Source organism: Paenibacillus dendritiformis (genome assembly GCF_015845845.1).
In the GTDB taxonomy this organism is placed as follows: Bacteria; Bacillota; Bacilli; order Paenibacillales; family Paenibacillaceae; genus Paenibacillus_B; species Paenibacillus_B dendritiformis_C.
In genome coordinates this window covers 58,370-73,350 of record NZ_LDIG01000095.1, presented here as the reverse complement: position 1 = coordinate 73,350, position 14,981 = coordinate 58,370, and the positions used below count along the sequence as shown (strand labels likewise).

General features: G+C 54.4%; 11 protein-coding genes and 1 pseudogene. 6 read left to right on the top strand and 6 right to left on the bottom strand.

Translation table 11 applies throughout. The features are described from left to right. The first annotated feature begins 886 nt into the window (after positions 1-886). The 6 genes and pseudogenes from ABD76_RS07900 to ABD76_RS07880 all read left to right on the top strand — a co-directional run bounded on the left by ABD76_RS07900 (position 887) and on the right by ABD76_RS07880 (position 7,226). Positions 887-1,981, top strand: coding sequence for a FecCD family ABC transporter permease (locus tag ABD76_RS07900; protein ID WP_197255760.1), 1,095 nt, complete (start codon positions 887-889; stop codon positions 1,979-1,981). Then, positions 1,978-2,829 (top strand): ABC transporter ATP-binding protein, encoded by an 852-nt coding sequence (locus tag ABD76_RS07895; RefSeq protein ID WP_197255759.1) that lies wholly within the window; start codon positions 1,978-1,980, stop codon positions 2,827-2,829. The genes ABD76_RS07900 and ABD76_RS07895 overlap by 4 nt, the downstream gene beginning before the upstream one ends. A 19-nt stretch (positions 2,830-2,848) precedes the next feature. After that, on the top strand, positions 2,849-3,853 hold the full coding sequence (locus ABD76_RS07890; protein ID WP_197255758.1) for an ABC transporter substrate-binding protein: 1,005 nt from the start codon (positions 2,849-2,851) through the stop codon (positions 3,851-3,853). Next, entirely contained in the window at positions 3,846-4,865 is a 1,020-nt protein-coding gene (locus ABD76_RS07885) for a ferrochelatase (RefSeq protein ID WP_197255757.1), read from the top strand. The genes ABD76_RS07890 and ABD76_RS07885 overlap by 8 nt, the downstream gene beginning before the upstream one ends. Positions 4,866-5,035: 170 nt before the next feature. Further along, positions 5,036-6,281 (top strand): annotated as a pseudogene (locus ABD76_RS29360) (serine hydrolase domain-containing protein); the annotation flags it as partial. After that, complete coding sequence (locus ABD76_RS07880; RefSeq protein ID WP_420901931.1) at positions 6,270-7,226, top strand: S-layer homology domain-containing protein; 957 nt, start codon at positions 6,270-6,272, stop codon at positions 7,224-7,226. The pseudogene ABD76_RS29360 and the gene ABD76_RS07880, both read left to right, overlap by 12 nt. An 82-nt stretch (positions 7,227-7,308) precedes the next feature. Here ABD76_RS07880 and ABD76_RS07875 read toward each other — a convergent pair whose 3' ends face one another. From ABD76_RS07875 to ABD76_RS07850, 6 genes are all read right to left on the bottom strand, one after another. Continuing rightward, positions 7,309-8,280, bottom strand: a complete 972-nt coding sequence (locus tag ABD76_RS07875) for an ABC transporter ATP-binding protein (protein ID WP_197255756.1) — start codon at positions 8,278-8,280, stop codon at positions 7,309-7,311. Further along, positions 8,277-9,260 carry an ABC transporter ATP-binding protein gene (locus ABD76_RS07870; RefSeq protein WP_197255755.1) on the bottom strand — a complete coding sequence of 328 codons (984 nt, stop codon included), beginning with the start codon at positions 9,258-9,260 and terminating at the stop codon, positions 8,277-8,279. The genes ABD76_RS07875 and ABD76_RS07870 overlap by 4 nt, the downstream gene beginning before the upstream one ends. A gap of 10 nt (positions 9,261-9,270) precedes the next feature. Then, positions 9,271-10,194 carry an oligopeptide ABC transporter permease gene (gene opp4C, locus ABD76_RS07865; RefSeq protein WP_197255753.1) on the bottom strand — a complete coding sequence of 308 codons (924 nt, stop codon included), beginning with the start codon at positions 10,192-10,194 and terminating at the stop codon, positions 9,271-9,273. 15 nt (positions 10,195-10,209) lie between these two features. Further along, entirely contained in the window at positions 10,210-11,166 is a 957-nt protein-coding gene (locus tag ABD76_RS07860; RefSeq protein WP_168182250.1) for an ABC transporter permease, read from the bottom strand. 79 nt (positions 11,167-11,245) lie between these two features. After that, positions 11,246-13,000 (bottom strand): ABC transporter substrate-binding protein, encoded by a 1,755-nt coding sequence (locus ABD76_RS07855; RefSeq protein ID WP_197255751.1) that lies wholly within the window; start codon positions 12,998-13,000, stop codon positions 11,246-11,248. Between the two features lie 543 nt (positions 13,001-13,543). Further along, entirely contained in the window at positions 13,544-14,908 is a 1,365-nt protein-coding gene (locus tag ABD76_RS07850) for a polysaccharide deacetylase family protein (RefSeq protein ID WP_197255749.1), read from the bottom strand. Between the last annotated feature and the right edge of the window lie 73 nt (positions 14,909-14,981).

Genomic DNA, 14,981 nt, shown 5'->3' with positions numbered 1-14,981 from the left:
TAATTAAACTAACATTGGACTGTAATAAGTCGACATGGGATCTCCTTCAGTTGATTCGCATCTATGCGGAAAAACCATGGGAAAATTTGATCGCTGCACTCAACCGCAAGCCGACCCGAACATCTAGGGGACGACCAAAGCGAAATGGGAGACGTCCGAAAAAGGCAACGAAGTCGATGAAACCGAAACTGATTGTGAGGTAATGACAAACGAAAAATAATTTTACATATAATGGATAACGCGCAGGGTCTATTTCCAGCTCGACTTTTTTAGACTTAGCGCGGACATTGCAGATGTAAATATATATCATATATAGATGTTAATTGTAATTAGATTATGAACTAACCGCTCGATGCAACGCTAGTGTGAAAATAATGTAGTTTTGTAGGAATTTCATCAAATTGCGGCTGAAATCGCGCAAATTGCTGCATTTACGCAGGATTTTGCTGCCTCATCTATCATCCCTCACCTTGCCCGCCGCCAGTTTTCCCTCGCCGTATTTCCCCACCTTTTCTCGCTTTCCCCACCTTTCCTCGCTTTTCTTGCCGTTTCCCGCTATTCTCGCCTTTTCTCGCCTCCACATTCTCGGTGGACCCGTCACCCCAATCGCGTATAAGACACCCTCCTTTTTGCCGTTTCCGCCCCCCCTATTTCTTTGCTGATTCTCCGTGGTCCCCCATTTATATTGCCGCACCTCGCCATGCCGAACACGTCTATACGTTGAACGTCTTCCAGTCCCGATGGAGATACGGGGACCAACATGAATTCGCCCGATTCGATTCATCCATTGACGGCTTTTCAGGCATGCGCTATAGTAATAAATGTTTACCTAATACAACTTATTTGTATTAGACTATTTTTGTTGTGAACGGGAAAGGTGGTATCTATGTACTCCAAGATTGAAGCAAGCAGCCCAAGCCATCCCCCCGTCCTTCGCCGCCGTCCGGCCCGCGAACATGCGCGCATCGCGCTGCTTGGCGCCGCAGGCTTGGCGGCATTGTTCTTATCCGTCATCGCCGGCTGCTCCATCGGCCCCGTCTCCATCCGGTTCGCGGATACGCTGCAGGCCATCCTGCACGCCTTCGGATGGCTGGACCATGCTGGCATTTCGGAGCGCGATCTGACGATTGTCACCGCGATCCGCCTCCCCCGCGTCTTGGTTGCCGTCCTGGTCGGGGCCGCTCTCTCCGTGGCGGGCACCGCCATGCAGGGCGTGTTCCGCAATCCGCTGGTGGAGCCGGGCTATCTCGGCGTCTCCTCGGGAGCGGCGGCCGGGGCCGTCCTCGTGATTGCTTCCGGCTTCGCGCAGCAAGCTTCCTACGCGCTGCCGCTGGCGGCCTTCGCCGGCGCACTGGCGGCCGTCATTCTTATCCTCGCCATCTGGCGGGCCAGCGGCAAGCCGAATGTGACGACGCTGCTGCTGCTGGGCATCGGCATCAATGCGCTCCTGTCCGCGGTCATCAATGTCGTGATTGCGAGCGCGCCCCATGAGCAGCAGCTGCGCAGCATCGTCTTCTGGCTTCAGGGCGGGCTGGAGGCGCGGACTTGGGAGCATGTGCAATTGATCGCGCTCCCGGTTGCGATAGCGGTCATCCTTATCGCGCTGTTCAGCCGGACGCTGAATCTGCTGTTGTTGGGCGACGAGCATGCGCAGGCATCCGGCGTTCCCGTGCAGGGCGCGCGCTACGCCATCCTTCTGCTCGCCTCCCTCCTGACGGGAACCGCCGTCTCCGTCAGCGGGATCATCGGCTTCGTCGGATTGGTCATCCCGCATCTGATCCGGCTGCTGGCCGGAGCGGACCACAGGTACCTGATCCCGCTCAGCGCGCTGTTCGGGGCTTCCTTCCTCGTGCTGGCGGATCTCGCGTCGCGAATGATCCTGCAGCCGGTTACGCTTCAGGTCGGCGTCGTCTGCGCCTGCATCGGCGCGCCTCTGTTCATCATGATGCTGCTGCGTCGAAGAAAGGAGAATCTGGAATGAAAGAAAAACGGTGGACGGAGCCCGGCACGGACAAGCTGCTGCAAGCGGAGCGGCTGTCGTGCTCCATCGAAGGCCGAGCCATTATCCATGATATCTCGTTCGAGCTTCGGTGCGGCTCCTTCGTCGGCATTATCGGCCCCAACGGCAGCGGGAAATCGACGCTCATCCGCATGCTGTGCGGGCTGCTCCGCCCGGCGCGGGGGCGGCTGCTGATCGGCGGCCGGCCGCATGCCGCCTACTCCGCCTCGGCGCGGGCCCGGCTCATCGGCTATGTTCCGCAGGATTGCTCGCTGGACGCCGACTTCACGGTCGGGCAGATTGTCGCGATGGGCCGCCATCCCCATCGCTCCCTCTTCCGCAGCCTGTCCGCCGCGGATATCGGCTGCGCCGAGCGGGCCATGCGTCAATGCGGGATTGAGCCGCTGCAGGACCGTTATATCCACGCATGTTCCGGCGGCCAGCGCCAGCTCGCCTTCATCGCCAAAGCACTGGCGCAGGAGCCGCAGCTGCTGCTGCTGGATGAGCCGATCTCCGCGCTCGATATCCGCCATCAGCTTCGCACGCTGTCGCTGCTGCGCGGGCTGGCCCGCGAAGGCTTGGCGGTAGCCGCCTCCCTGCATGATCTGTCGCTGGCTTCCCGCTATTGCGATCGGCTGCTGCTGCTTCACGAGGGCCGCATCCGGGCGTTCGGCCCGCCGGAGGAAGTGCTGACCGCGGAGCATCTCTATACGGTATACGGCATTCGCGCCGTCATCCGCCGCGAGCACGGGACGGGCGGTTTCTCGGTTCTCGCCTTTGACGAGGCGGACCCCGAGTTCGAACCATCGATGTACAACATCATTAGCTAACCAGGAGGAATTTATTTAGATGAGACAACATGACAAATCGAAGCGGAACATGATAATCGGACTGGCGGCGGTCATCGTCGTCATCGTCTTGGCGGCGATCCTGGCCAACCGAATGTCCGGCGCTTCGACCACGGTGCCGGAATCCGCTCCCGCTTCTGCTGGCGCTTCTGCGGAAGAAGCGGATGAGAAGCTGAAGGTCGCGCCCGTATCGCTGGATACGGCGGACGCCGTCCTGGAATTCATCGATCCCGCACAGGTGGTCGCGATTCCGAAGAGCATTTCCAACCCGTATCTCGCGGTCAACGCGGACATCGGGAAGCAGATCGCCAACCCGATTAGCGGGGCGATCGGATTGGATCCCGAGGCGATCCTGTCCTTCCAGCCGGATCTCGTGCTGCTGACGAAGGTTCATCATACCGAGAGCGATGCCGAGGAATTGCTCCGCCAAGCCGGCGTCAATGTCATTACGTTTGATCAGTGGGGCACCTTTGAAGCGGTGATGGGGAACTATCGGAAAATTGGCGAGGCAGTGGGAGAAGCCGAAAAGGGAGCGCTTATCGCGGAGGAAATCGAGGCCAAATTGCAGCAGGCGGCGGCGCGCACAGCGAAGCTGACGGCCAAGCCGTCCGTGCTGGTGCTCTCCCCCGTCGGCCCGAATACCGGTCCTTATGTCATCGGGCCGGGCAATATCGCTTACGATATGATCCGGCTTGCCGGAGCGGAGCCTGCGGCGGATGCGCTCGGCATCGCCAAATCGATCAAAGCGTCGATCGAAGATCTGATCAAGATCGATCCCGATTATATCGTTCTCGGGGATTGGGACGGCACCGGAGAAGAATGGCTGTCCGGCTTGAAATCCGATCCGCAGTGGAATACACTGACGGCCGTACGGCAGGGACGCATCATGACGATGAAGGCCAAAGATCTCCTCGCGCCGAATCGTTATACCGTCGACGGCATGCTGCATATGTCGGCATGGCTTCACCCGGATTTGTGGAAGGACGGTGAGGCCGATCATGAGTGAACGGGTTCGCGGCCCTCGGGTAACAGCAGAGGCGCCCCGGCCGGCAGCGGCAGGGACTGAAGCGCCGGCAGCACCGGATACGGGCAAACCGGCGCAGGCGGTCCTGTTGGCCGCCTATGGCGCCTGCCGCTCGATCGATGATGTGCCGCAGCTGTACGAGCATATTATGCGCGGCCGCTGCTCTCCCGACGCCTTGGCCCAAGGCGTCAGCCGTTACCGGCGGACGGCGGCGTGCGATCCGCTCTATGCGGTAACCGCGAGACAGGCGGAAGCAATCTCGCGGCGTCTCGGGCAGCTATGCGGCGCTCCGGTCCCCGTCTATATCGGCTATAAGCACTCGCCTTCCTTCGTCTCCGAAGCGGTGCGGCAAGCGGCAGCCGACGGCATATCCCGGCTGGCGCTGCTGCATCTGTCCCCCTTCGGCGCCGGAGCCGGCATGTATATGCACGAAGCCGCGCGGACGGCAGATGGAGCGGAGCCGCCTATCCGGCTAACCGCAGTAGCGAATTGGCAGGAGCATCCCGCCTTCATTCGGCTGCTCGCCCGCCGCCTGCGCGATGCTTACCGCTGGCTCCCTGCCGCCAGCTTGCCTTCGGCACGGGTCATCTTCACCGTGCACAGCAAGCCCGGCTTGCCTTCGGCCCATACGGCGTTTATCGCCCAATATGGCCGCCTCGCCCGTCTCATCGCGGAGGAAGCGGAGAGCGGACGCTGGGACATCGCCTACCGGAGCGGACTGCCCGCGCCTCAGCGCTGGCTTGGCCCGGATGTGAAGGATGTCATCCGGCAAGCGGCCGGCCATGGCTGCCAAGCGGTCGTGCTCTGCGAGCTGACCTCGCTGACAGACAATGTCGAGGTCTATCACGATCTCGGCGAGGACGCGAAGCGGCTGGCTGAAGCATATGGCATGCAGTTCGTGCGGACGGAGCCTGTCAATGATGCCTGGGACTTTATCGAATTCATATCGGACATTGTCTCCCGCCATCTGCTCGCCGGACAATATTCAGCCTGACACGCCGTTCCCGGCGGGCTCTTCCTTGCCTCCGGGAACCTCATAACACCACCATTCAAGCGCGGAATAAATCCGCGCTTTTTCTTTTCAAATAAAACAGCCAATCGCTGCAGCCGGTCAAGCTGCTGACTTCGTACGAAGCCGGCAGCTTTTTTATTGGGCTTTATCGAATGTCATTTATTGAACCGAACGTATGGCCGTCCTCGCTTTTTTGTAAGTTTAATGTAAGGAAGGTGAAAGAACAGGGACAGATTGGAATTATACAATGGACGTTGTCCTTGAGAAAGGATCGCGCTTATGAAGCAGAGAAAGGAGAGTTCATCATGAGAAATGCACGTTGCCGGCAAAAAATCATAGCTCTGGTGGCCGGGTTGTTCTTGGTTTCCACGCTTTCGCCTAACATTGCCCCGGTTCAGGCATTAACCCAGGCAGCAAGCCCAACAAGCAAGTTACAGCGAGCAATGAACGCCCAGGACGTGGAAGCCTTTGCCGACGAATTTTTCGCGAGGCGGGATGTCAAGGCGCTAGGTGTGCCGGGAGCGCTTTTTGTGGTGGTAAAAGACGGCAAGGTGCTGCTGCAGAAAGGGTATGGGTATGCGGACGCAGAAAAAAAAGTTCCTGTCGATCCCGAGAAAACCTTGTTTCGTATCGCATCGGTCTCCAAAGTCTTTACGGCAGCGGCGGTAATGCAGCTTGTCGAACAGGGGAAAATCGAGTTACATCGCGATGTTCAGCATTATTTGGGGGACATCCAAATGAAGAACGATATCGGATCCCCCGTCACGATGGAGCATTTATTGACGCATACGACCGGGTTCGATGTCGTCGATCCCCCTGTCGGAGATTCGATATCGTATGATCTGGCTTCAGAAGTGAAGCTCGAAGATTATGTGAAAAAGTGGATGCCTGCCGTTACCCGAACACCGGGGGAAGTGTATAAATACGATAATATGGCGTCCATGCTCCAAGGCTACATCGTTCAACAGGTGGCGGGAGTTCCGTTCAAAGTATATGAAGGAACATATTTTCAAGCCGCTCGGCATGAACGACAGCCATTTTCTGTTGACGCAGGATCTTGTCCCGCGATTGGCTGTCGGTTACGGGCCTGACAACAAAGCAACGCCGCTTTATAATTTTGTCCCGAATGATATGCCACATGGCGGCATGTTAACGACCGGAAGCGATATGGCCAAATTTATGCTGGCTTACTTGAATAAGGGGAAATTGGGCGACCGCCGCATTCTGCAGGAAGACACCGTCAACGAGATGGGCAAGACCCATCTCGCGATTCATCCGAAGGTACCGAATATGGCATACGGTTTTGAATATGCGCTTCAGGACCACTACAACGGACAATACGTGATTGGCAAGGGCGGTGCGGCGCCTGGCGGCTTCACCTCATGGATGTGGCGGCTGCCGGAGCAAAACGCGGGCGCATTTATCGTGTATAACAAGTCCGAAAATTTGCGTGACATGATATTCAAGGCTTTTATGGATCGGTATTATCCAAAGCAAGAGAAAGAAAAACAAGCCTATCTTGCGCTAACTCGAGACCAATTGAGACGGTTCGAAGGGGTCTATCGCGATGTGCGGATAAGCTACCTGATTACCCGCATTCATGCGGCCCCGGATGGGCAGCTTGTCCTTGAAAATATAATGGGCAAGCAAACGGCCAAACCCATCGATCCTCTCTTATTCGAAGATGAGCATGGCAGCAAGATTGCCTTCAAAGCAAATCCGGACGGGTCGATTGCGTATATGTACTCCAATGCCGACCCGACCGCCTGGGCAGAAAAGCTCGGCACGCCTGAGCGCTTTACCGATATCGGTGATGCGCACCCTTATGCCGAATATATACATGGCTTGCATCAGCTCGGCATCGTCAAGAGCAAAGCGGATGGAGCCTTCGGCCCGGAAGAGCCGTTGACCAGAGCGGAATTTGTGGAGCAGGTGATGAGATGGATCGGGATTCCTGCTTCCAAAAATGCCGCGCTGTTCAAAGATATCGACGCGCTCCCGGAAGCGGGATGGATTCAAAGCGCTGTGGAATACGGCTTTATTGCAGCGCCTGGGGATCAATTATTCAGGCCGAAGGAGAAGATCACCCGGCAGGAGGCAGCGGCCATCCTCTTCAGGGTCATGCTGTCCATGGGGGCCAAGCCGGTCGAAGGCACAACAACCGGGAAGACAGATGCCTGGGCGGAAGAAGCGGTCAAATTTATTGTGGGCATGAAACTTTACGGCCCGGAGGTATCCCTGTCAGCCGACGGAGCGGCAGATTATAAATCCAGGCAAGCGATGACGCGCCAAGAGGCTGCCGCGCTGTTATATTTGGCGTCGAAATGGAGCCTCGTTCCATAACCGAATAACCAATAAAAGCGCGGAGTTGCATCCGCGCTTTTGCTTTCCAAGTTGGGTGTATGCCATGATGACTGGAACTTGACTACTCTACCAGATGACACGCCACATGGTGTCCGCTGGCCACTTCCCGGAATTCCGGTACGGCTTGCTTGCAAATATCTTTGGCAAACGGGCAGCGCGTATGGAACTTGCACCCGGCTGGCGGGTTGGCCGGGCTCGGAATGTCGCCCTGAAGCACGATCCGCTCCGACTTGCGCGTCGGATCCGGAATCGGGATGGCCGACAGCAGCGCTTGCGTATATGGATGCAGCGGGCGCTTGAACAGCTCGTCGCGCGGAGCCAATTCAACAAGCGAACCCAAGTACATAACGCCAATGCGGTTGCACAAATGTTCGACAACGGACAAATCATGCGAAATAAACAAGTAAGTCAAGTCTTTTTGTTCCTGCAAATCGCTCAGCAGGTTAATGATCTGCGCCTGAATCGATACGTCAAGGGCAGATACCGGTTCGTCCGCCACGATGAAATCCGGATTCATGATGAGCGCGCGCGCAATTCCGATGCGCTGGCGCTGACCGCCGGAAAATTCATGCGGATAGCGATCGATATGGTAAGGAGCCAAGCCGCAAATCGTCAAAATCTCTTTGACGCGGTCGCGAATTTCACTCTTGCTGGCGAGCCCGTGATCGAGCAGCGGTTCGCCAATCGCGTCCCCGATCTTGATGCGGGGATTCAAGGAACTGTACGGGTCCTGGAATACAAGCTGCATTTGCGGTCTCATGCCGCGCAATTGCTTTTTATTTAATGAATGAATATCAGTGCCTTTAAAAATGACTTTCCCTTCCGTCTTGTCCAGCAGGCGAAGAATCGTCCGTCCCGTGGTCGACTTGCCGCAGCCGGACTCACCTACCAAGCCGAGCGCTTCCCCTTTGTGCAGGGTGAAGCTGACTCCGTCAACCGCACGAACATGTCCGACCGTCCGCGAGAAGAGGCCGCCCTGGATGGGGAAATATTTTTTTAGATCTTCAACTTCGAGTAGCGCTTGTTGGCTCATTGTGCTTTCCCCTCCTTCTCATACAGCCAGCATGACGCCTTATGTCCTTTCTCATAGGTCTTGAGCGTCGGCTGCTTCTCTGTGCACACCGCCATGCAATGCTCGCAACGGTCATTGAAATAGCAATTGTTGCCCAGTTCAACCGGGTTCGGAACTTGTCCGGGAATTGTATAGAGCCGTTCCCGGCGCTCATTGATTATCGGCTTCGCCTTCAGCAGTCCTTGGGTATACGGATGCTTCGGATTCTGGAACAATTCGATGACCGGCGCCTCTTCAATGACTTTGCCGGCATACATAACGACAACATGATCAGCCATCTCGGCCACGACGCCAAGATCGTGGGTAATCAGCATAATCGCCGTCTTGAACTCGCTCTTAATGTCGCGCATCAGGTCAAGAATCTGCGCCTGGATTGTAACGTCCAGCGCCGTCGTCGGTTCGTCGGCGATGAGCAGCTTCGGATCGCAGGTCAAGGCCATCGCGATCATAATCCGCTGCCGCATGCCTCCGCTCAGCTCATGCGGATACGCGTCGAAAATTTGCTCCGCGCGCGGAATGCCCACGAGTTCGATCAGATCGATCGCCCGCTTGCGCGCTTCCTTCTTCGTTCCGCCCCGGTGCAGCAAAATCGGCTCGACGAGCTGTTCTCCGATTTTCAAGACCGGGTTGAGCGACGTCATCGGTTCCTGGAAAATCATCGAGATTTCATTGCCCCGAATTTGACGCATTTCACGTTCTTTGAGCTTCAACAGGTCTTGCCCTTTATAAATAATCTCTCCGCCTTCGATTTTCCCCGGAGGCGCGACGAGCCGCATCAATGACATGGCTGTAACGCTTTTGCCGCAGCCGGATTCGCCTACAACGCACAGCGTCTCGCCTTCTTTGATCGAGAAGCTGACATCATTGACCGCTTTTACGACGCCACCACTGGTATAGAAATTCGTCCGCAGATTGCGAAATTCGATCAAATTGTTTGCCATATCGTATCTCCTACCTCTTCATTTTCGGATCGAGCACGTCACGCAGGGCATCCCCGATGATGTTGATGGCAATAACCGTCAAGAATATACATACCCCTGGCGGTATCCACAGCCACGGCCGCTTCTTGAAGTCTATCATATTGTTCGCGGCCGAAATCATATTGCCCCATGAAGGCGTCGGCGGTACGACCCCGAGACCCAAATAGCTCAATACCGATTCGTACAAGATGGAGCTGCCTACCAGCAAGGTTGCCACGACGATAATGATCGGCACCGTGTTTGGCAGCAAGTGGCGGAAAATTTTGCGTCGGTCACGCAGGCCAAGCACTTCGGCGGCTTGCATAAACTCTTGCTCGCGCAGCATCAAGATTTGCCCGCGCACGAGACGGGACAAATTCGGCCACGCCATAAATCCGAGCAAAAACATGACGAGATAAATCCGCTTCTCCGGCGGAACCTTCATATCCGACAAGATCGCGCCGAGAATAATAAGTAATGGCAAGCTTGGAATCGACATCATAATGTCGGCAAGACGCATGATGACTGTATCAACCCATCCGCGATAGTAACCGGCGAGCGCGCCCATCAAGCTGCCCAGCGTTACCGAGATCGCCATGGCGACGAGACCGACGAGCAAAGAGACCCGGCCCGCCAGCATGACGCGCAGCAGAATGTCTCGGCCCAGATTGTCCGTGCCGAGCCAATGCGCGGCGTTTGGCGGCTTGTTGCCGTTCTTGATATTCATCGTCTCCAGCGAATATGGAGACACAAGCGGTCCAAGGAAGCAGATGACAAACATAAGTACAACGACGATTGCTCCCGTTACCGCGAATTTGTTTTTCAGAAGTTGCTTGAATGCCAGCTTCCACGGGGAAGCCGGTTTGGCCTGGCGCACATTAGCTCCTTTAACGGATTCAGCTACCGTTTGAGACACAAATAACTCCCCTTTCTACTTCATCCGGACACGAGGGTCGGCGACTCTGTAAAGTAAATCTGCTAAGAAATTCCCCAGCATCGTCAGCAGAGCCAGGAACATCGTGAAGCCCATCAACAGGAAGTAGTCACGGGCATTGATTGCGTCCAAGTTAATGCGGCCGATACCAGGCCAGTTGAAGATTTTCTCCGTAATAATGGCGCCGGAGAACAACCCTGGCAATTCGATCCCGAGCAGCGTAATCGCAGGAAGCAAAGCGTTTCGCAAAGCGTGCTTGAAGATGACGGTGCGTTCTTTCAGCCCCTTGGCGCGAGCTGTTCGAATGAAGTCCTGACGGATAACGTCCAGCATGCTCGTCCGGAAATAACGGGTCAAGCTGCCGACGCTCAAGGCCGTCAGCACGGCAACCGGCAGCGCCAAATGCTGCAGCAGATCCCAGAAGCGCGCGAATCCTGTCGCATTGCTGCCTGACGTATACATCCCGCCGACCGGCGCCCATGCCAAATCGACGGCAAACACTTTGATGGCGTATAACCCGACAAAGAACGACGGGAGCGACATCAGCGCGAAGACGAGCAATGTCACCATGCCGTCAAAGAAAGAGTGCTGCTTGATCGCGGCAAAAACGCCGACTACAATCGCAATGGCCCAACTGAGCACAAGCACGATAGCGGCAATCAAAAAGGAGTTCCACATATAGCGGTTGAGTACCGTGGTGACTGGCTGTTTGTGCTGCAATGACAATCCGAGATCACCTTTGAGCGTATTTTCAGCCCAAGTGAAATAACGTTCAACGAGCGGCTTGTCCAAGCCATGGATCGCTTTGAGCTCGGCTGCGCGCTCCTTCGACAGCGTCGGGTTCGAATCGATAAAGTTCCCCGGCGCCAGCGCGAAGACCGCGAACAGCAGAATCGACACGCCGATAAGGGTCGGAATCAGCTGCAACAGCCGCCGCAAGGCGTATTGTTTCATAATTATTCCTCCTAGCATGAAATAAGCCCGAATGCCCAGCCTGATGGCTGAGCATTCGGTATGCAGCACTTTGAAGTCGTTATTGAATTTGGATAGTGCTCAAATCTGCCGTAAACTTGCGGTATGGCGACATATCGAAGCCTTGAATCCGTGCGTTCGTTGCCCACATATCGCGGCGTTGATACAAGTAGATGTAAGGCAAGTCTTCATTCAGCTCTTGGTAGATTTCCTTGAAGATTGGCTTGCGCTTCTCAACGTCGACTTCGCTTCCGGCCTTTTCGAACAGTTCGTCCAGCTTCGGATTCGAATATCCGATGTCGTTTTGGGAACCGCCCGTCTTGAACACATTCTCGCTCGATTGCGGATCCGGGGTCAAGGACCAAGCCATGAACATCATGTCGAAATCGCCTTTTTTACGTTTTTCGACAACGGCATTGAAGTCCATTTGCTCTGCGGTAAGCTCAATTCCGAGCTCTTTCCAGTTCGCTTGAGCGACCGGAATGATCGCGTCATTGACCGGGTTCGGAGAAGACGCGGTGAACGTAACCTTGAATTTCTGTCCGTCCTTCTCGCGAATGCCGTCGGCTCCTACCGTCCAACCTGCCTCATCCAGCAGTTGCTTCGCTTTTTCCAAATCGAAATTGTACTTCGTTACTTCATCCGTGTAAGACCAGGAGTCCTTCGATTGCGGAATGTCGATAACCTCCGCATACCCTTGGTATACCGCGTCTACGATTTGCTGGCGATCCAGGCCGTAAGCCAACGCCTGACGCACGCGCTTGTCTTTGAACATTTCTTTGTTATGGTTGAAGGCGATATAGCCGTAACCGTTCGTGCGGAACAGGTTGATGTCCAGGAAGCCCAGCTCCTGAAGCTGTTCTACTTGGTCCTTCGATACGGTAACCATGTCCATATCGGTTTCACCGGTTTGCAGCAACTGCACGTTCGTCTCATCCGTAGTAAATTTGAAGATCAGGTTCGGAATCTTCGCTACGCCATTATGGAAGTTCTCGTTCGCGGACAATACCGCTTCCTGTCCCGGAACGAACTTGTCCAGCTTGTAAGCGCCGTTGCCGAGCGGCTTCGTGAACAAGTCTTTCATATAAGACAGGTCGCCTTGCTTGTAGTCCTTGCCATAATATGCTTTGGACAGAATTCCGCCGCTGCCGATAGCGGACAGGGCAAGCGCACGCGGTTTGAGTGTCGTGACTTCGATTGTTTTCGGGTCGATGACCTTGATGCCTTCGACGGAAGTCGCTTTGCCGTCTTTATATTCTTGACCGCCCTTGATAGCTGCGTCCTTGATGATATCGCTCGGACCGTCATAGGACTTGTCATGCATTAGAGTTAATGTAAATGCCACGTCTTCCGCCGTCAATGGGGAACCGTCGCTGAACTTCAAGCCGTCCTTCAGCTTGAACGTGTAAGTAAGCTTGTCGTCGGAGATGGTGTAATCCTCCGCCAAATCCGTGGAATATGTGCCGTCTTTGTTTATTTGAAGCAGGCCTGCGAACAACGCTTCTGTCACATATACATCGTATGCAGATTCAGCATAGATCGGATTGAAGATACCGCTAGGTGCCGTGATGCCAATGATAGCTGTATCTTTTCGGTCTGTCGCCGTTGCTGGAGATTTGCTCTTGTCCGTTGCCGGAATCAAGCCGTCAGAGACCAACTCGCCGTCTGTACCGTTATCTGCGCCGCCATTGTTGGATGACTCTTGATTAGCTTGTCCTGCGGAATCGCCGTTGCCGCTATCGCTTCCGCCGCAAGCGGACAGCACAAGCGTCAAGGACAGGAGCAGGCACATGATGATGCTGAATCTTTTCTTCACAACATTCTCCCCCTGATGTTCAATTTCTGATGTTTTTTGTAACCTTTGTAACTTGAAGTAGTTATAAAGTTGTATACATAAAAAATCATCGCGATGAGTAAATAACGTTCGTTAATGCTTTATAGAACAATGGTCAAATAAGTTTGCAAAAACCCCCCATTTCATAAGCTGGAAACGAATATTTTTTCATAATACTACTTTATAATTTCGGTTTTGTAAATCCCTTTCTGCTTTTTAATTTGAAAGTTTGTGGTTTTATGACGATAACTTTTTTTTATCATCCATAGTAGAAAAGTCCGGGAAAAGCGCGGTTTTCTGAATAACGAATACGAAGGATAGTCGCATTTTTCGTCAAAATGTCCATTACCCAAAAGACAAAATATCCGAAAATCCACCACTGGTGTGCATTTGCATGTTCTTTCACTTTTTTGCATAAACCTTGCATTCAACGAGCAAAAAAAGAAAGAAAAAAAGAAACCCCATTATTGTTATGTATTTCCAATAGACTGGGGCGGCATAGCAGTTATCTTATTTTTAAAAATTTTACAAATAGTGCGTCGCTTTTTCCATTCCTTTATCTAAGATGATCATCGGCTGCGGCTCCATCACCGGCTTGCGCGATTTGCCGTACCGGGTAAGCAGCGTCTGGACGGACATGACCATCACTTTGGGAACCATCTGTTCCGAGTGTTCCCTCAGTCTCATCTTCCCTTGAGGATGAATGACGCTCATCAGCAGGCGCAAATAGCGGCGCGTACACCAGGAGAACAGGCCTCGCGGCAGCTCCCGCACGGTGAACCCGAATTGCTCCGGCCCCCGGTGGATCATGCTTACGCCGTACAACGCCTTCACGTTTGCCTTCAGCTCCGGACGATCCATAATATAATCCGCAAGCTCCGGCAGCGATTTCTCGACGGCGCGGATCATCTGTATCGCCAGCTGGACGGGCGACCGCGAGCGCCGGCCTATCTCGTACAGCCGCTTGTTATCGAAATGAAGCTCCAGTATCTCATCGTCCCGATTCAATTCGATGCCGTCATCCAATTGAATCGTCTGCCCATGATACGGACGGACCCGGAAATGAAACACGGGATCTTGCCGATTGGTCGTCTTGAGGCCATAAAGCACGTGGAACGCCTTCTCATAGAGCAGCCAGCCGCTGATGATAGCGCGCTTCAACCAAGAAGGATTGCTGATCTTCTCCTTCTCGGTCTGCTTGATCAGTTCATCTATTCGAACGCAGGACAGCTCGCGCTCCGCCGCTTCCTTCAAAAACCGCTCCAATGCCTTAAGCATGATCCCCGGAGCTTCCTCATCGGCGCCAAACGTATGGCCGCAGTCATGGAGGAGCAGAACCTCTCCGCCCCGGCACCGCTTCATCATGCGCCGGAACAGCCGTTCCTCGCCGACCTTCTTCCGCCAATCGTTGAACATGCCGGACCAGAGAATAATTTGAAGATGACCGAGATTGCCATAATCGAATAAATTGACAATCCCCCACGGAGGACGATAATAGTGCGAGCGTTGTCCGGTAGCGGACATAATAATATCCGACGTTTTGCGAATTTGCTGTTTCACCGTTTTCGGACGCATCAGCCAGTTGGATTTATGGACGTAGTTGTGGATGCCGATCAAATGCCCCTCATCGCTCATTCGCTTCAGCAATTCGGGGTGCTTCTCCGCGTGGATGCCAACGACAAAGAAGGTTGCCTTGGCGTTGTATTTCTTCAATAGATCCAGCAGCTGCGGCGTATATTCCGGATCTGGCCCGTCATCGAACGTCAGCGCCAGCTTCGAATCCGATCTGCCTTTCTGGAACACGCGGAAACCGAATAATCGGCTGATGATACCTGGTAGAAACGCATAAAACGTCAGGATGTAAAAGCACCATAATAAAATGATTTCCATCCCAATTTCCCCGTTTCATTCTTATATCTATACCCCTGCGAGGCGATAAGTTTATTGTAACATATCATGAAAG

Coding starts and splice junctions, on each gene's coding strand:
- ABD76_RS07900 (WP_197255760.1), top strand. CDS start 887: ATGTACTCCAAGATTGAAGCAAGCAGCCCAAGCCATCCCCCCGTCCTT.
- ABD76_RS07895 (WP_197255759.1), top strand. CDS start 1,978: ATGAAAGAAAAACGGTGGACGGAGCCCGGCACGGACAAGCTGCTGCAA.
- ABD76_RS07890 (WP_197255758.1), top strand. CDS start 2,849: ATGAGACAACATGACAAATCGAAGCGGAACATGATAATCGGACTGGCG.
- ABD76_RS07885 (WP_197255757.1), top strand. CDS start 3,846: ATGAGTGAACGGGTTCGCGGCCCTCGGGTAACAGCAGAGGCGCCCCGG.
- ABD76_RS07880 (WP_420901931.1), top strand. CDS start 6,270: ATGTGGCGGCTGCCGGAGCAAAACGCGGGCGCATTTATCGTGTATAAC.
- ABD76_RS07875 (WP_197255756.1), bottom strand. CDS start 8,280: ATGAGCCAACAAGCGCTACTCGAAGTTGAAGATCTAAAAAAATATTTC.
- ABD76_RS07870 (WP_197255755.1), bottom strand. CDS start 9,260: ATGGCAAACAATTTGATCGAATTTCGCAATCTGCGGACGAATTTCTAT.
- ABD76_RS07860 (WP_168182250.1), bottom strand. CDS start 11,166: ATGAAACAATACGCCTTGCGGCGGCTGTTGCAGCTGATTCCGACCCTT.
- ABD76_RS07850 (WP_197255749.1), bottom strand. CDS start 14,908: ATGGAAATCATTTTATTATGGTGCTTTTACATCCTGACGTTTTATGCG.